This is a genomic window from Chromobacterium subtsugae (assembly GCF_035919665.1).
Classification (GTDB): domain Bacteria; phylum Pseudomonadota; class Gammaproteobacteria; order Burkholderiales; family Chromobacteriaceae; genus Chromobacterium; species Chromobacterium subtsugae.
This window is the reverse complement of record NZ_CP142381.1, coordinates 4531642-4548133: the sequence shown is the minus strand read 5'-3', so window position 1 is coordinate 4548133 and position 16492 is coordinate 4531642. Positions and strand designations below refer to the sequence as shown.

Here is a 16492-nt window from a genome sequence, read left to right as displayed (position 1 = left end):
GCATGCGGTATGCTGCCGGCTTTGCTGTTTTCGATATCTGGTCCGCCATGACTTTTCAGAAAATATCCGAACGCCTGGCCCTGCTGGCATTGTGCCTGATCGCCATCGTGCCGTTCGCTTCCCGCGTCCATTTCGTGCCGCTGCCGCAGTGGTTCGGCGAAATCAACGTGATCTGGCTGCTGGTGGCCGCCGGCGCCTTGCTGCTGCCCGGCGGCAAGCTGTTCGACGCGGTGCCGCGAGCCGGTTGGTGGTGCCTGCTGCTGGCGGGGGTCTGGGCGCTGCAGCCGCAGCTGGTCAGCCTGATGTTCCCCGGCATGAGCTACGCCACCGCGCTGGGCTGGTTGGCGCTGGCGTTGCTGGCCTCGATCACCGCCTCCTTGCGCGGCGCTTTCGGCGAACGCGAGTTCGCGGTATGGCTGGCGCGCGCCGTCATCGTCGGCGGCCTGGTGCAGTCGCTGATCGGCGCCGCCCAGCTCACCGGCCTGGCCGCGCCGCTGGGGCTGTTCTACGATGGCTCCCACCCCACCACCAACATTTTCGGCCACATCGGCCAGCGCAATCAGTACGCCCATTACCTGATGTGGTCGGTGGTATCCGGCGTCTATCTGTTCGCGGTGGGCAGGCTGGGGCGCAACTGGCTGGTGGCGCTGGTGCTGTGGATGGCGCTGATGCTGGCCTGGGCGGGGTCTCGCACCACGCTGCTGTATCTGGTGGCGATTTCGGCATTGGCCGCGCTGTGGCACTGGCGCAGCCGCAATGAGGTTTCGCGCCGGCTGATGCTGGCGATGTGGGCTTGCAGCGGCGCGGTGCTGGCCGGCCAGTTCGCCCTGCCGCTGTTCAATCACCTGATTTCGCTGTTGACCCATTCCGACGTGGAAAACGCTTCCGGCGTGGCGCGGCTGGCGGCCAACGGCGACGACATGGGCGCGCGCCGCTTCGCCGAGATGCACAAGGCTTGGCTCACCTTCAAGGCGCATCCGCTGTGGGGCGTGGGCTGGTCGCAGTATGCGGCGGAAAGCGTGCGCCTGCAGCCGCTGCCGCAGTTCGCCGCCGCAGGCTACAACAGCGGCCTGTTCACCAATGCCCACAACCTGGTGCTGCAATTGCTGGCCGAAATGGGCGGCGTCGCCACCGCGCTGGTGCTGGGCGGCTTCGTCTGGGCGGTATGGCCGTTCTTCCGTCGCCAGGCCGAGCCGGAAGGCGTGCTGGCGCTGGCTTGCATCGCGGTGACGCTGACCCACAGCATGCTGGAGTATCCGCTGTGGTATTTCTATTTCCTGGCGATGCTGGTGCTGTTCATGGCGATGGCGCCGCGCGGCGAGTCCAGGTCCTTGCCGTTGCCGGCGCGACTGCCGTTGCTGGCGGCGCTGGCATGGGTAGGCTGGCTGTCGATCAGCACCACGCCGATGTTCTGGGAGCTGGTCAACCTGTACACCCCCACCGGCAACGCGCAGAAGGACGCCAAGCGCGCCGAGCGGCTGATCGAAATCGTCAAGACCAAGCCGCTGTTCGCCTACCACGCGCTGTACACGCTGGACGACTACCTGCCGATCACCCGCGACAATCTGAAGCAGAAGCTGGCGCTGGAAGACCGGCTGACCGAGTTCCGCCCGTATCCGGACGTGATGCTCAAGCGCGCGCAGATGGAAGTTTTGGCCGGCGAGCAGGCCAAGGCGGAACAGACGCTGCGCACCACGCTGGCCTCGTTCCCGACCTATGCCGGCCAGTTCCTGGAAACGCTGGGCGACGCCAACCCGGAATGGGAGCCGCTGCGCAAGATCAGCCGCGAGGCCTACGACAAGCTGCCGGCCAAGTTCCGCACTTTGCCGGAGTAAGCCCATCCCCGGCTAGCGGGGGGGATGAAAAAAGCCGCTCTTTCGAGCGGCTTTTCGTTTGCCGGCATTCAGGCTGCCTGCGCGCGGCTGGCGATCCAGGCTGGGAATGAATGCGCCGCTCCTGCAGCAGATGCGCCAACTCCCGGTGGCGGGCAATAAAAAAGCCGCTCATTCGAGCGGCTTTCTGCATGGGGGCGGATCAGTTGTCCAGCACCACGCCCTCGCTGAGCGCGGCCTTCATCTTGGTCAGCGCCTTGGCCTCGATCTGACGGATGCGCTCGGCCGACACGCCGAATTCGGCCGCCAGTTCGTGCAGCGTCGAGCCGCTGTCGTCGGCCAGCCAGCGCGCTTCGACGATGCGGCGGCTGCGGGCGTCCAGCGTCGACAGCGCGTACTCCAGGCCTTCCGACTGCAAGTGGTCGAAAGCGCGGCGTTCCAGCGCGCGGGTCGGCTCGCTGTGCGAGTCGGCCAGCCAGTCTATCGGCGCGTAGCTGTCCTCGTCGTCGCTGTCGGCCAGCAGGGACACGTCCTGGCCGTTCATGCGGATTTCCATTTCGCGCACTTCCTCGGGCTTGACGCCCAGGTCGGCGGCGATGGACTTGGCTTCCTGTTCGGACAGCGCGGAGAAGCCGCTCTTCATGCTGCGCAGGTTGAAGAACAGCTTGCGCTGCGGCTTGGTGGTGGCGATGCGCACCAGGCGCCAGTTGCGCAGGATGAATTCGTGGATCTCGGCCTTGATCCAGTGGATGGCGAACGAGAACAAGCGGACGCCGCGGCCCGGCTCGAAGCGCTTCACCGCCTTCATCAGGCCGATATTGCCTTCCTGGATCAGGTCGGCCTGCTGCAGGCCGTAACCGGCGTAACCGCGCGATACCGACACCACCACGCGCAGGTGCGACAGCACCATCTGCCGGGCCGCTTCCAGGTCGTTTTCCTGCTGGAAACGGGTCGCGAGCTCGGTTTCCTGCTCCGGCGACAGCATAGGGACGCTGTTTACCGCCTGGATGTACTGCTCCAGGCTGCCGCTGGTCGACGGAACGGGCAGGGCAAATGTTGTGTTCATTGCGATGGCTACCTCCTTGGGTAGTGCTATGTTAGCACTCGTATATGGAGAGTGCTAGCAATGAAAGGTTCCCGCGTCAATGATTTTAACAATCGATGCGATAGCTGAAACCTTTCACTTGGCATATCTATTTCGGCTCTACCTTGCGCAGGTGATGGTCGGCGGCGAGGCGGGCGCCCAGCATCGCCAGGAAGGCGGCCACGCCGATCAGCGCCGCCAGCTCCTGCAGATTAAGGCCGCGCAGCTCCACCCGCTCGCCGTACAGCATGGCGAATTCGCGGATGGCCGGATTGGCCAGCGCCGCCAGCCAGCTCGACAGGCCCCAGGCCAGCAGCGCGGCGAACACGCCCTGCCACAGCGCGTGGTAGAGGAAGGGCCGGCGGATGAAGCTGTCGGTGGCGCCGATCAGCTTGGACACCTCGATTTCATCCTGCCGCGCCAGAATCTGCATCCGGATCGCGTTGTGGGTCACCAGCACCAGCGCCAGGCCCAGCGCGGCGGCCAGGAACCAGGTCAGCTTCTTGCCCATGTCCACCATGCCGTACAGCCGCTTGGCCCAATGCGCGTCGAACTGCGCCATTTCCACCATCGGCAGGCCGGATAGCTCCTTCTGCAGCATTTCCATTTCGCGCGGTTCGAGCGAAATCGGGGTGACGACGAAGGCGTCCGGCAGCGGATTGCCGTCCAAGCCGTCGGACAGGCCGGACAGGCCGTTGCGCTGCTCCAGGTCCTGCAGCGCCTTGCCCTTGCTGATAAAGGTGAAGCTCTTCACCTTGGGGTGGTGCGACAGCGTGCTGTTGACGGCGGCGATGTCGGCCTCCTCGGCCGATTGCTCCATGAACAGCGTGATCTGCGGCGTGGCGGTAAGGCGGCCGACCCAGTCCTGCACGCTGCTGACCGACAGGTAGAGGCACAGCGGCAGCGCCAGCGCCAAGGCCAGCATCAGCAGGGTCAGCAGGCTGCCGAACGGTTGGCGCAGGATCTTGATCAGCGCCTGCTTGGCGCTTTGCCAGTTCAGATAGAGAAAGTGTTTCATGCGGCGAACTGTCCTTCCCTCAGGCGGATGATGCGGCGGCCGTAGTCTTCCATCAGGGTTTCGTCGTGGGCGGAGATCAGCACGGTGACGCCCACCTGGTGGAAGGACTTGAACAACTCCATGATGTCGAGCGCGTAGGCGCGGTCGAGGTTGGCCGACGGCTCGTCGGCCAAGAGGATGCTGGGGCGGTGCACCACCGCGCGGGCGATGCACAGCCGCTGCTGTTCGCCGCCGGACAGGCGGATGGGCATCATCTTTTCCTTGCTGAGCAGCCCCACCTTGTCCAGCGCGGCGCGCACGCGCTTGGCTGCGTCGCGGCGGTCGAAGCCTATGATGTCCAGCGGCAGCATCACGTTGTCGAACACGCTGCGGTCGAACAGTATCTTGTGGTCCTGGAACACCATGCCCAGATGCTGGCGTACATAGGGGATCTGGCTGCCGCGCAGTTTGGACAGGTTCTGGCCGTTGACCAGCACGCCGCCGCTGGTGGCGCGCTCGATGCCGGCGATCAGTTTCAGCAGCGTCGACTTGCCGGCGCCGGAGTGGCCGGCGAGAAACACCATTTCGCCGGTTTCGATGGTGAAGGACAGGTTCTTCAGGGCTTCGTTGCCGCCCGGGTAGCGCTTGGTTACCTGGTCGAACTGTATCATGGAGAGGTTTCCCGCTTATTGGCTGAGAAAAGCGGCCGCCTGGCGCGGCCGCGGGCGTGTCTTATTCGAACAGCGCGTCGATGTAGTCGCGGCTGTCGAACGGCCGCAGGTCGTCTATGCTTTCGCCGACGCCGATGAAGCGCAGCGGGATCGGCCGCTGCTTGGCGATGGCGGCGATCACGCCTCCCTTGGCGGTGCCGTCCAGCTTGGTCAGGATCAGGCCGGTCAGGCCCAGCGCGTCATCGAAGGCTTTCACTTGGTTGACGGTGTTCTGGCCGATATTGGCGTCCAGCACCAGCACCACTTCATGCGGCGCGTCCGGCAATGCCTTCTGGATCACCCGCTTCACCTTTTTGATTTCCTCCATCAGGTGCAGCTGCGTCGGCAGGCGGCCGGCGGTGTCGGCCAGCACGATGTCGATGCCGCGGGCGATGGCGGCCAGGATCGCGTCATAGCAGACGGCGGCGGAGTCGCCGCCCTGCTGCGCGATCACGGTGACGTCGTTGCGCTCGCCCCAGGCGATCAGCTGTTCGCGCGCGGCGGCGCGGAAGGTGTCGCCGGCGGCCAGGAGCACGCTCTTGCCCTGGCTTTGGTAGTACTTGGCCAGCTTGCCGATGGAAGTGGTCTTGCCGGCGCCGTTGACGCCGGTCATCATGATCACGAACGGCTTCTTGCCTTCGACGTCCAGCGGCACTTCCAGCGGGCCGATCAGGTCCTGCAGCGAATCCTTAAGCGCGCCTTTGAGTTCGGAAGAATCCTTCAGGCCCTTCAACGATACCCGTTCGCGCACGTCCTTCAGCAGATGCACGGTGGCGTCCATGCCCATGTCGGCGGTCAGCAGCACCGTTTCCAGCTCTTCGTACAGCTCTTCGTCTATCTTGCCGCCGCCGAACAGGCCGGCCAGCTGCTTGCCCAGGCGGTCGCGGGTCTTGGCCAGGCCGGCCTTCAGCCGCTCGGTCCAGCTCATTTTCTTCAGCGGCGTCGGCGCGGCGTCTTCGGACGAGGCCGGCGGGGCAACCGCGGCGGCGGTTTCGGCCGGCAGATCGCCGACGGCATCAGGGGCCGGCGCCGGAGCAGGCGCTTCAAGCGCGGCGGCGGCCGGACTGGCGGGCGCGGCGATGAGTGCCGGAGCGGCATCGACGACGGCTGCCGGCGTTTCGGTTTGCGGTGTTTCCACCGGCTTCGGTTTTTTCTTGAAGAAGCTGAACATGCGTAATCAGGCCAGAGATTTCGGTAAACGGCTAAATTGTATCCTCAAATGCCCTCGCGCACCGAATCGGCGCGCATGGCATTGACTGCGGATGGTTAACTTATATAAGGAATATGATGCCGTTTGTTGGCTGGCGCGCGACACTAATGCGGCGCGAGCCCGCATGATTGAGGCGGTAAAGTCCTGATCAGGTTAAACTCTGGCGCTTGTTTCAAGAGTCAAGAGCCATGAGTCAGTCACGTAACAAGGTCAGAATCATCGGCGGCGAATACCGCCGCCGCCTGCTGCCGTTTCCCGACGCCGAAGGTTTGCGTCCTACGCCGGACCGCGTCCGCGAAACCCTGTTCAACTGGCTGGGCCAGGATCTGTACGGCAAGAACTGCCTGGATCTGTTCGCCGGCAGCGGCGCGCTGGGCTTCGAGGCCGCCTCCCGTTCCGCCCGCCGCGTGGTGATGGTGGAGAAATCGCGCAAAGCGCACGAGTCGCTGCAAGCCAATCGACAGTTGCTGCAGGCCGGCGCGCTGGACGTGCAGTGCGGCGACGCGCTGCTGTATCTGAAGAACAGCCGCGAACAGTTCGACGTGATCTTCCTGGATCCTCCCTACGATTCCGACCTGCTGGAGCAGGCGCTGCCGCTGCTGTTGCCGCGGCTGGCGGAGGAGGGCATGGTGTACCTGGAAGCCAGGCTGTGGCCGGAGCAGCTGCCCGAGGGCCTGGAGCTGGTGCGGCGCGACAAGGCCGGTCTGGTGCAGTATGGCTTGCTGCGGCGCGGCGCGGCCGCCCCCGTTTTGTTGTGATCCCTGGCCGGGTCGCCGCATAAGGTTATAACCAGCGCGAACTTGCGACCCGCCGCCGCGGGTGACAGAATTCATGTTGTGGAATACTTGAGGAATTTACTATGTCTTTGATGATTACCGACGAATGCATCAATTGCGACGTCTGTGAGCCGGAATGCCCGAACAACGCGATCTCGCAGGGCGAAGAGATCTACCAGATCGATCCCGACCTGTGCACCCAGTGCGTCGGCCACTACGACGAGCCGCAATGCCAGCAGGTCTGTCCGGTGGATTGCATTCCGCTGGATCCGTCCCATCAGGAGAGCGAAGAACAGCTGCATGCCAAGTATCTGAAGATTTCCGGCAAGGCCTGAAAATCGCAAGGTCTTGAAAGCAAAGGAAACGCCCCGCCGCTTGCGGGGCGTTTGCCGTTTTGACGCGAAATAATTCAAATTTTTTCGCGAAAGGTGTTGACGGCGGGGGAGGGCATCTATAATATTCGGGTCTCTCACGGGGGGGTTACCCCAGCGGTCAACGGGTCCGGACTGTAAATCCGGCGGCTTAGCCTTCGAAGGTTCGAATCCTTCTCCCCCCACCAGAATTTGTAAGACGTTTGGCAAGTGGCAGTGTTGTGGTGTAGTGACCAGGCGGGTGTAGCTCAATGGTAGAGCAGAAGCCTTCCAAGCTTACGACGAGGGTTCGATTCCCTTCACCCGCTCCAAGCGTTTGATAGCCTGTTTTAAGGGCCCATGTAGCTCAGGGGTAGAGCACTCCCTTGGTAAGGGAGAGGTCGGCAGTTCAATTCTGCCCATGGGCACCACCAATTTACTTTGCTTGTTTCGTATTCAGGAAATTTGCCATGGCTAAGGAAAAGTTTGCGCGGACTAAGCCGCACGTAAACGTCGGCACCATCGGTCACGTTGACCATGGTAAAACCACTCTGACCGCAGCGATCACCACCATTCTGTCGAAGAAGTTCGGTGGCGAAGCTAAAGACTACTCCCAGATCGATAGCGCGCCGGAAGAAAAGGCTCGCGGTATTACCATCAATACCGCGCACGTTGAATACGAAACCGAATCCCGCCACTACGCTCACGTAGACTGCCCGGGCCACGCCGACTATGTGAAGAACATGATCACCGGCGCAGCCCAGATGGACGGCGCGATCCTGGTTTGCTCGGCCGCTGACGGTCCGATGCCGCAAACCCGCGAGCACATCCTGCTGTCCCGTCAGGTTGGCGTACCGTACATCATCGTTTACCTGAACAAGGCTGACCTGGTTGACGACGCCGAGCTGCTGGAACTGGTTGAAATGGAAGTGCGCGATCTGCTGTCTTCCTACGACTTCCCGGGCGACGACACCCCGATCGTAACCGGCTCCGCTCGTCTGGCGCTGGAAGGCGATCAGTCCGAAATGGGCGAGCCGTCGATCTTTCGTCTGGCCGACGCGCTGGACTCCTACATCCCGACTCCGGAGCGCGCGGTTGACAAGCCGTTCCTGCTGCCGATCGAAGACGTGTTCTCGATCTCCGGCCGCGGCACCGTGGTGACCGGTCGTGTTGAGCGCGGCATCGTGAAAGTCGGCGAAGAGCTGGAAATCGTTGGTCTGAAAGAAACCGCCAAGACCACCTGCACCGGCGTGGAAATGTTCCGCAAGCTGCTGGACCAAGGTCAGGCTGGCGACAACGTGGGCGTGCTGCTGCGCGGCACCAAGCGTGAAGAAGTTGAGCGTGGCCAAGTACTGGTGAAGCCGGGCTCGATCAAGCCGCACACCGAGTTCAGCGGTTCGGTATACGTGCTGAGCAAGGAAGAGGGCGGCCGTCACACCCCGTTCTTCGCTAACTACCGTCCGCAGTTCTATTTCCGCACCACTGACGTGACTGGCGCAGTTACGCTGGCCGAAGGCGTGGAAATGGTAATGCCGGGCGACAACGTGGAAATCACTGTTAAGCTGATCGCTCCGATCGCGATGGAAGAGGGTCTGCGTTTCGCGATCCGCGAAGGTGGCCGTACCGTCGGCGCCGGCGTGGTCTCCAAGATCATCAACTAAGGTTTAAAGGCCAGTAGCTCAATTGGTAGAGTATCGGTCTCCAAAACCGAGGGTTGGGGGTTCGAGACCCTCCTGGCCTGCCAATTAAGACCAGCCGGCGCTATGCGCCGGTTGGTCTTTTGTCGCATATACGCGAGAGAAGATTCGACATGGAAATGCAAGATAAGATCAAGTTGGCACTGGCTGGTCTTGTGGTGGCGGCCGGCGTTGTCGGCTTTTACCTGATACCGGAAGGTCAGGACCTGCTGCGCGCGCTGGCTTTCATCGTCTCCATCCTGGTGGCTGCCGGGGTGGTGTGGGCGTCGGCGCCCGGCAAGGGGCTGGTGGTCTACGCCAACGAGTCCATCGTCGAGGCTCGCAAGGTGGTGTGGCCGACCCGCAAGGAGGCGACTCAGGTGACGCTGATGGTGTTCGTATTCGTCGCGGTCCTGGCGCTGTTCATGTGGCTGGTGGACTCCAGCCTGTCCTGGCTGTTTTACGATGTGATTCTCGGTCGAGGTAGATAATGGCAAAGCGCTGGTATGTGGTACACGCGTACTCTGGTTTTGAGAAAAGCGTGCAAAAGGCGCTGCGTGAACGTATCGAACGTTCCGACATCGCAGATCAATTTGGTCAGATCCTGGTGCCGGTAGAGGAAGTCGTCGACATCAAGAATGGCCGCCGCTCGATCACCGAGCGCAAATTCTTCCCTGGCTACGTGCTGGTGGAAATGGAAATGACCGACGATACCTGGCACTTGGTGAAGAGCACTCCCAAGGTGACCGGTTTCGTTGGGGGAACCGGCAACCGCCCGGCGCCGATTTCCAAGCGCGAAGTCGAGGCCATCATGCAGCAGATGCAAGAGGGCGTGGAAAAGCCGAAGCCGAAGGTGCTGTTCGAAGTTGGCGAGAAGGTTCGCGTCATCGACGGCCCGTTCAACGACTTCAATGGCTCGGTCGACGAAGTCAACTACGAGCGCAACAAGCTGCGCGTGTCGGTGCAGATCTTCGGTCGCGACACCCCGGTTGAGCTGGAATTCAGCCAGGTAGAGAAGCTGTAAAATTCTGCTTGGCAAGTTTGGCGAAGGCGTGTAAAATTCTGCGCTTTCGTCCTGGGAAGCGAACACTGCTGTTCGCGTTACACCCGTTTTAGGAGTTTTAATCGTGGCAAAGAAAATTGTCGGCTACATCAAGCTGCAAGTGCCCGCTGGCAAGGCTAACCCGTCTCCCCCGATCGGTCCGGCCCTGGGTCAGCGCGGTCTGAACATCATGGAATTCTGCAAGGCGTTCAACGCCCAGACTCAAGGCGTTGAGCCGGGTCTGCCGATTCCGGTTGTGATCACTGCCTACGCGGACAAGTCCTTCACCTTCATCATGAAGACCCCGCCGGCCACCATCCTGCTGAAGAAGGCCGCTGGCATCAAGTCCGGCTCCGCCAAGGCGCACGTGGACAAGGTTGGCAAGGTAACCCGCGCTCAGCTGGAAGAAATCGCCAAGACCAAACAGCCGGACCTGACCGCCGGCGACCTGGACGCTGCTGTTCGCACCATCGCCGGCTCCGCCCGTTCGATGGGTCTGGAAGTGGAGGGCGTGTAAATGGCTAAGATCTCCAAGCGTCTGCAAGCTCTGAAGGCTACCGTTGATCGCAACAAGCTGTACGCTGTTGAAGAAGCGATTGCCCTGGTTAAAACCGCCGCCACCGCCAAGTTCGACGAGTCCATCGATGTCTCCGTGAACCTGGGCGTGGATCCGCGCAAGTCGGACCAAGTTGTCCGTGGCTCCGTGGTTCTGCCGCGCGGCACCGGCAAGTCGGTACGCGTTGCCGTATTCGCTCAAGGCGCCAATGCCGAAGCCGCCAAGGCTGCCGGCGCTGAAGTGGTCGGTTTCGAAGACCTGGCCGAGCAAGTTAAAGCCGGCAACCTGGACTTCGACGTTGTCATCGCTTCCCCGGATGCGATGCGCGTTGTCGGTCAGCTGGGTCAGATCCTGGGCCCGCGCGGCCTGATGCCGAACCCGAAGGTTGGTACTGTTACCCCGAACGTAGCCGAAGCCGTGAAGAACGCCAAGGCTGGTCAGGTTCAGTACCGCACCGACAAGGCTGGTATCATCCACGCGACTATCGGCCGCGCTTCCTTCGAAGCTGAAGCCCTGCGTGAAAACCTTTCCGCTCTGGTTGATGCCCTGGTGAAAGCCAAGCCGGCAGCTTCCAAGGGCGTGTATCTGAAGAAGATCGCCGTATCCAGCACCATGGGTGTCGGCGCTCGCGTAGATACCGCTACCGTCAACGCCTAAGCGTTGCCGGAGCATGACGGGGCGGTGAAAGCCGCCTTGTCAAAGGCTTTGGGCTGGCAGGCTTGCCTGCCAGATTGTCAAAGACCGTAGGTGCCGCAAGGCTTAATAGCGGGCTTGCTTGTTATTGAAGCCAGCATCCTACGCAGATGGTGTACCCGAACAGGCTTCTGAAAGTTCATAAGCTCATGTAGCTCAGGGGTAGAGCACTCCCTTGGTAAGGGAGAGGTCGGCGGTTCAATTCCGCCCATGAGCACCAGTTCTTTATGATGTCTCCTGATACAGGTCGCCGCTGCAAAGCGAAGCGAAAATCCTTTCGCTTCATTTCAGTCTAGGAGGTAGACCTTGAGTCTCAATATCGAAGATAAAAAGGCGGTCGTCGCTGAAGTATCTGCTCAACTGGCAGCTGCTCAGACCCTCGTTATCGCTGAATATCGGGGCATCGAGGTAAGCAGCATGACCAAGCTCCGCGCTCAGGCGCGTGAGAATGGCGTATACCTGCGCGTTCTGAAGAACACGCTGGTGCGCCGTGCTGTGGAAGGCACTCCGTTCGCCGAACTGGCTGACCAAATGGTTGGCCCGCTGGTTTACGGTATTTCCGCCGACCCGGTTGCTGCTGCCAAGGTGCTGCATCAATTTGCCAAGGCCGACGACAAAATCATCGTCAAGGCAGGTTCCTACGAAGGCAAGGTACTGTCCGCTGCTCAGGTTGCTGAGCTGGCGTCCATCCCGAGCCGCGAAGAACTGCTGTCCAAGCTTCTCTACGTTATGCAGGCTCCGGTCGCTGGCTTCGCCCGCGCGCTGGCCGCCCTGTCCGACAAGAAGCAAGCCGAAGCCGCTTAACTTATTTGATTCTTATAGAATTCAGGAGATTTTCACATGGCAATCACCAAAGAAGACATCCTCGAGGCCGTTGCTGGTCTGACCGTGATGGAACTGAACGACCTGGTTAAGGCGTTCGAAGAGAAGTTCGGCGTTTCCGCCGCTGCTGTAGCTGTTGCTGGCCCGGCCGGCGCTGGCGCTGCCGCCGCTGAAGAAAAGACCGAGTTCGACGTTGTTCTGACCGCCGCTGGCGACAACAAGGTTGGCGTGATCAAGGTTGTTCGCGCGATCACCGGCCTGGGTCTGAAGGAAGCCAAAGACCTGGTAGACGGCGCTCCGAAGAACGTGAAGGAAGGCGTGTCCAAGGCTGAAGCCGACGACGTTGCCAAGCAACTGATCGAAGCTGGTGCTAAGGCTGAAGTCAAATAATCTTCTTTGAAAAAAGAAGGTGAGGCTGGCGGAGAAATCCGCCAGCCTTATTGCGCTTGTAGTTGGCGGAAACGAAGAAGGTAAAAGCCAGCAATATACTTGGCGTGGCTGCTGACTTTTAGTTTCTTGCGCCACCCACCTCGATGGAGACTCTATGAGTTATTCGTTTACTGAGAAGAAACGTATTCGTAAGAGCTTTGCGAAACGTGCCAGTGTTCTCGACGTCCCATTCCTGTTGGCGACCCAGATTGATTCCTACACCGAATTTCTCCAGCTGGGCAAGCCGCTGGATGAGCGCAAGGATGTGGGTCTTCAGGCTGCGTTCAAGTCGATTTTCCCGATCGTCAGCCATAACGGCTATGCCAAGCTGGACTTCGCCCACTATATCCTGGGCGAACCGCCGTTCGACGTGCAGGAGTGCCAGCTGCGCGGCATCACTTTCGCCGCCCCGCTGCGCGCCCGCATTCGCCTGACGATTTTCGACAAGGAATCGTCCAAGCCGGTGGTGAAGGAAGTGCGCGAGAATGAGGTGTACATGGGCGAGATTCCGCTCATGACCACCAACGGGTCTTTCATCATCAATGGCACCGAGCGTGTCATCGTTTCCCAGTTGCACCGTTCCCCGGGCGTGTTCTTCGAGCACGACCGCGGCAAGACCCATTCCTCGGGCAAACTGCTGTTCTCGGCGCGCGTGATTCCCTACCGCGGCTCCTGGCTGGACTTCGAGTTCGATCCGAAGGACCTGCTGTACTTCCGTATCGACCGTCGCCGCAAGATGCCGGTGACCATCCTGCTGAAGGCGCTGGGTTACAGCAACGAAGAAATCCTGTCCGAGTTCTACAGCTTCGACACCTTCTACCTGACCCGCAACGGCGTATTCATGCGCGTGGTGCCGGATCGTCTGAAGGGCGAAGTGGCCAAGTTCGACATCGTGGCCGCCGACGGCAAGCTGATCGTCGCCAAGGACAAGCGCATCACCGCCAAGCACATCCGCGACATCCAGACCGCTGAGCTGGACCGCATCGAAGTGCCGGCCGACGCGCTGCTGGGCAAGATGCTGGCGCACAACGTGGTGAACCAGAACACCGGCGAAGTGATCTCCCGCGCCAACGAGGAAGTGACCGAGGAAGTGCTGGCCAAGCTGGCGCTGGCGGACATCGACCAGGTCGACGTGCTGTTCACCAACGATCTGGACCAGGGCGCGTACATCTCGCAAACCCTGCGTTCCGACGACATCCAGGACCAGCTGCAAGCCCGCGTGGCGATCTACCGCATGATGCGCCCGGGCGAGCCGCCGACCGAAGACGCGGTGGAAGCGCTGTTCCAGCGCCTGTTCTTCAGCGAAGAAACCTACGATCTGTCGCGCGTGGGCCGCATGAAGTTCAGCTCGCGCACTTACCAGTACAAATTCGACGACAAGACCCCGGAATGGTTCAAGTCGCTGATCGGCGACAAGTTCGCGTCGCGCCGCGACGTGATGGAAGGCACGCTGTCCACTGAGGACATCGTGTCCGTGATCGCCATTCTGACCGAGCTGCGCAATGGCCGCGGCGAAGTGGACGACATCGATCACCTGGGCAACCGTCGCGTGCGTTCGGTGGGCGAACTGGCCGAGAACCAGTTCCGCGCCGGTCTGGTGCGTGTCGAGCGCGCGGTCAAGGAACGCCTGAACCAGGCCGAGTCCGACAACCTGATGCCGCACGACCTGATCAACGCCAAGCCGGTTTCCGCCGCGATCAAGGAATTCTTCGGTTCGTCGCAGCTGTCGCAGTTCATGGACCAGACCAACCCGCTGTCGGAAATCACCCACAAGCGCCGCGTATCGGCTCTTGGCCCGGGCGGTCTGACCCGCGAGCGCGCCGGCTTCGAAGTGCGCGACGTGCACCCGACCCACTACGGCCGCGTGTGCCCGATCGAAACGCCTGAAGGTCCGAACATCGGCCTGATCAACTCGCTGTCCGTGTTTGCGCGCACCAACGAGTTCGGTTTCCTGGAAACCCCGTACCGCAAGGTGGTGGACAGCAAGGTCACCAACGAGATCGACTACCTGTCCGCGATCGAAGAAGGCCGCTACGTGATCGCCCAGGCCAACGCCGAGCTGAGCGAAGACGGCGCGCTGATCGACGAGCTGGTGACCTGCCGCGAGAAGGGCGAAACCATTCTGGCGACGCCGGACCGCGTGCAGTACATGGACGTGGCCACCGGCCAGGTGGTGTCCGTGGCCGCTTCGCTGATTCCGTTCCTGGAACACGATGACGCCAACCGCGCATTGATGGGCGCCAACATGCAACGTCAGGCCGTACCGTGCCTGCGTCCGGAAAAAGCCTTCGTCGGCACCGGCATCGAGCGTTCGGTGGCTGTCGACTCCGGCACCACCGTGGTGGCTCGCCGCGGCGGCGTGGTCGATTACGTCGATGCCGGCCGCGTGGTGGTTCGCGTCAACGATGAAGAAGCGACCGCTGGCGAAGTGGGCGTGGACATCTACAACCTGACCAAGTTCACCCGTTCCAACCAGAACACCAACATCAACCAGCGTCCGATCGTGAAAGTGGGCGACCACATCGCGCGCGGCGACGTGGTGGCCGACGGCGCCTCCACCGACCTGGGCGAGCTGGCGCTGGGTCAGAACATGACCATCGCGTTCATGCCGTGGAACGGCTACAACTACGAAGACTCGATTCTGATCTCGGAAAAGCTGGTCGCAGAAGACCGCTACACCTCGATCCACATCGAAGAGCTGTCCGTGGTTGCCCGCGACACCAAACTGGGGCCGGAAGAAATCACCCGCGACATCCCGAACCTGTCCGAACGCATGGCAGGCCGTCTGGATGAATCCGGCATCGTCTACATCGGCGCAGAAGTCGAAGCCGGCGACGTGCTGGTGGGCAAGGTGACGCCTAAGGGCGAAACCCAGCTGACGCCGGAAGAGAAGCTGCTGCGCGCGATCTTCGGCGAGAAGGCCTCCGACGTGAAGGACACAAGCTTGCGCGTGCCGACCGGCACCGTGGGCACCGTGATCGACGTGCAGGTGTTCACCCGCGAAGGCATCGAGCGCGACAAGCGCGCCCAGTCCATCATCGATTCGGAACTGAAGCGCTATCGCCTGGACCTGAACGACCAGCTGCGTATTTTCGACAACGACGCCTTCAGCCGTATCGAACGCCTGATCGTCGGCAAGGTCGCCAACGGCGGTCCGAAGCGTCTGGCCAAGGGCACCGTGATCGACCAGGAATACCTGGCCGGCCTGCCGACCAAGCACGATTGGTTCGACATCCGCATGAGCGATGAAGACATCGCCAAGCAGCTGGAACTGATCAAGGAAAGCCTGGCGCAGAAGCGTGAAGAATTCGACCTCAAGTTCGAAGACAAGAAGCGCAAGCTGACCCAGGGCGACGAGCTGCCGCCGGGCGTGCAGAAGATGGTCAAGGTTTATCTGGCCGTGAAGCGCCGCCTGCAGGCGGGCGACAAGATGGCCGGCCGTCACGGTAACAAGGGTGTGGTTTCCCGCATCCTGCCGATCGAAGACATGCCGTACATGGGCGACGGCCGTCCGGTCGACATCGTGCTGAACCCGCTGGGCGTACCGTCGCGTATGAACATCGGCCAGATCCTGGAAGTTCACCTGGGTTGGGCAGCCAAGGGCATCGGCGAACGCGTCGACCGCATGATCAAGGAACAGCAGACCGCTGCCGAGATCCGCGGCTACCTGGAACGCCTGTACAACGAAACCGGCCGCAGCGAGGACCTGGCGTCCCTGAGCGACGACGAAGTGCTGCAACTGGCGCAAAACCTGCGCAAGGGCATGACTTTTGCTACACCGGTATTCGACGGCGCGAAGGAAGCCGAGATCAAGCACATGCTGGATCTGGCCTACCCGGATGGCGACGAGCTGACCGACAAGATGGGCTTCAACGAGTCCAAGACCCAGATGACCCTGCACGACGGCCGCTCCGGCGAAGCCTTCGACCGCAAGGTGACCGTGGGCGTCATGCACTACCTGAAGCTGCATCACCTGGTCGACGACAAGATGCACGCCCGTTCCACCGGCCCGTACTCGCTGGTGACCCAGCAGCCGCTGGGCGGTAAGGCGCAGTTCGGCGGCCAGCGTTTCGGTGAGATGGAGGTGTGGGCGCTGGAAGCTTACGGCGCCGCCTACACGCTGCAGGAAATGCTGACCGTGAAGTCGGACGATGTGACCGGCCGTACCAAGGTCTACGAAAACATCGTCAAGGGCGAGCACAAGATCGATGCCGGCATGCCGGAATCCTTCAACGTGCTGGTGAAGGAAATCCGTTCGCTCGGCCTGGATATCGACCTGGAACGTTATTGATTGGGAGCATGGGCGCGGCAGTTT

The 16492-nt window shown here is 61.6% G+C and carries 15 protein-coding genes and 5 tRNA genes; 16 read left to right on the top strand and 4 right to left on the bottom strand.

Annotation, left to right across the window (positions count from 1 at the left end; translation table 11 throughout):
* The first annotated feature begins 47 nt into the window (after nucleotides 1–47).
* Nucleotides 48–1835 carry a PglL family O-oligosaccharyltransferase gene (locus tag U6115_RS21735; protein WP_043579580.1) on the top strand — a complete coding sequence of 596 codons (1788 nt, stop codon included), beginning with the start codon at nucleotides 48–50 and terminating at the stop codon, nucleotides 1833–1835.
* Nucleotides 1836–2034: 199 nt separating this feature from the next.
* On the opposite strand, the gene rpoH is transcribed toward U6115_RS21735, so the two are convergent.
* The 4 genes from rpoH to ftsY all read right to left on the bottom strand — a co-directional run bounded on the left by rpoH (nucleotide 2035) and on the right by ftsY (nucleotide 5794).
* Nucleotides 2035–2898 carry an RNA polymerase sigma factor RpoH gene (gene rpoH, locus U6115_RS21730; RefSeq protein ID WP_043579577.1) on the bottom strand — a complete coding sequence of 288 codons (864 nt, stop codon included), beginning with the start codon at nucleotides 2896–2898 and terminating at the stop codon, nucleotides 2035–2037.
* A gap of 127 nt (nucleotides 2899–3025) precedes the next feature.
* Nucleotides 3026–3934 (bottom strand): permease-like cell division protein FtsX, encoded by a 909-nt coding sequence (ftsX, locus tag U6115_RS21725; protein WP_043579575.1) that lies wholly within the window; start codon nucleotides 3932–3934, stop codon nucleotides 3026–3028.
* Nucleotides 3931–4584 (bottom strand): cell division ATP-binding protein FtsE, encoded by a 654-nt coding sequence (gene ftsE, locus U6115_RS21720; RefSeq protein WP_043579573.1) that lies wholly within the window; start codon nucleotides 4582–4584, stop codon nucleotides 3931–3933. Before ftsE ends, ftsX begins: the two co-directional genes overlap by 4 nt.
* 61 nt (nucleotides 4585–4645) lie before the next feature.
* Nucleotides 4646–5794 (bottom strand): signal recognition particle-docking protein FtsY, encoded by a 1149-nt coding sequence (ftsY, locus tag U6115_RS21715; protein ID WP_043579571.1) that lies wholly within the window; start codon nucleotides 5792–5794, stop codon nucleotides 4646–4648.
* A 227-nt stretch (nucleotides 5795–6021) separates the two neighbouring features.
* Between ftsY and rsmD the strand changes: the two genes are divergently transcribed.
* The 15 genes from rsmD (at nucleotide 6022) to rpoB (ending at nucleotide 16468) form a co-directional block, all read left to right on the top strand.
* A complete protein-coding gene (gene rsmD, locus U6115_RS21710; protein WP_043579569.1) occupies nucleotides 6022–6591 on the top strand; it encodes a 16S rRNA (guanine(966)-N(2))-methyltransferase RsmD in 570 nt (189 codons plus the stop codon).
* 101 nt (nucleotides 6592–6692) lie between these two features.
* Nucleotides 6693–6944 (top strand): YfhL family 4Fe-4S dicluster ferredoxin, encoded by a 252-nt coding sequence (locus tag U6115_RS21705; RefSeq protein WP_043579568.1) that lies wholly within the window; start codon nucleotides 6693–6695, stop codon nucleotides 6942–6944.
* A 138-nt stretch (nucleotides 6945–7082) separates the two neighbouring features.
* A tRNA-Tyr gene (locus U6115_RS21700) sits at nucleotides 7083–7168 on the top strand.
* Between the two features lie 49 nt (nucleotides 7169–7217).
* Nucleotides 7218–7291 (top strand) — tRNA-Gly (locus U6115_RS21695).
* 24 nt (nucleotides 7292–7315) lie between these two features.
* Nucleotides 7316–7390, top strand: a tRNA-Thr gene (locus U6115_RS21690).
* Nucleotides 7391–7429: 39 nt separating this feature from the next.
* On the top strand, nucleotides 7430–8620 hold the full coding sequence (gene tuf, locus U6115_RS21685; protein WP_101527486.1) for an elongation factor Tu: 1191 nt from the start codon (nucleotides 7430–7432) through the stop codon (nucleotides 8618–8620).
* 7 nt (nucleotides 8621–8627) lie between these two features.
* Nucleotides 8628–8703, top strand: a tRNA-Trp gene (locus tag U6115_RS21680).
* A gap of 66 nt (nucleotides 8704–8769) precedes the next feature.
* Nucleotides 8770–9126: a preprotein translocase subunit SecE gene (secE, locus tag U6115_RS21675; protein WP_080509332.1), complete on the top strand. Its 357-nt coding sequence runs from the start codon at nucleotides 8770–8772 to the stop codon at nucleotides 9124–9126.
* Nucleotides 9126–9659 carry a transcription termination/antitermination protein NusG gene (nusG, locus tag U6115_RS21670; protein WP_043575240.1) on the top strand — a complete coding sequence of 178 codons (534 nt, stop codon included), beginning with the start codon at nucleotides 9126–9128 and terminating at the stop codon, nucleotides 9657–9659. Before secE ends, nusG begins: the two co-directional genes overlap by 1 nt.
* A 103-nt stretch (nucleotides 9660–9762) precedes the next feature.
* Nucleotides 9763–10194 carry a 50S ribosomal protein L11 gene (gene rplK, locus U6115_RS21665; protein ID WP_043575242.1) on the top strand — a complete coding sequence of 144 codons (432 nt, stop codon included), beginning with the start codon at nucleotides 9763–9765 and terminating at the stop codon, nucleotides 10192–10194.
* Nucleotides 10195–10890, top strand: a complete 696-nt coding sequence (rplA, locus tag U6115_RS21660) for a 50S ribosomal protein L1 (RefSeq protein ID WP_043575245.1) — start codon at nucleotides 10195–10197, stop codon at nucleotides 10888–10890. It abuts the gene before it with no gap.
* A 181-nt stretch (nucleotides 10891–11071) separates the two neighbouring features.
* Nucleotides 11072–11146: transfer RNA gene (locus U6115_RS21655), tRNA-Thr, on the top strand.
* Nucleotides 11147–11232: 86 nt separating this feature from the next.
* Nucleotides 11233–11730 carry a 50S ribosomal protein L10 gene (rplJ, locus tag U6115_RS21650; protein WP_043575247.1) on the top strand — a complete coding sequence of 166 codons (498 nt, stop codon included), beginning with the start codon at nucleotides 11233–11235 and terminating at the stop codon, nucleotides 11728–11730.
* 36 nt (nucleotides 11731–11766) lie between these two features.
* Entirely contained in the window at nucleotides 11767–12138 is a 372-nt protein-coding gene (gene rplL, locus U6115_RS21645) for a 50S ribosomal protein L7/L12 (protein WP_043575249.1), read from the top strand.
* Nucleotides 12139–12292: 154 nt separating this feature from the next.
* Nucleotides 12293–16468 (top strand): DNA-directed RNA polymerase subunit beta, encoded by a 4176-nt coding sequence (gene rpoB / locus U6115_RS21640; RefSeq protein ID WP_043575251.1) that lies wholly within the window; start codon nucleotides 12293–12295, stop codon nucleotides 16466–16468.
* Nucleotides 16469–16492: the final 24 nt, after the last annotated feature.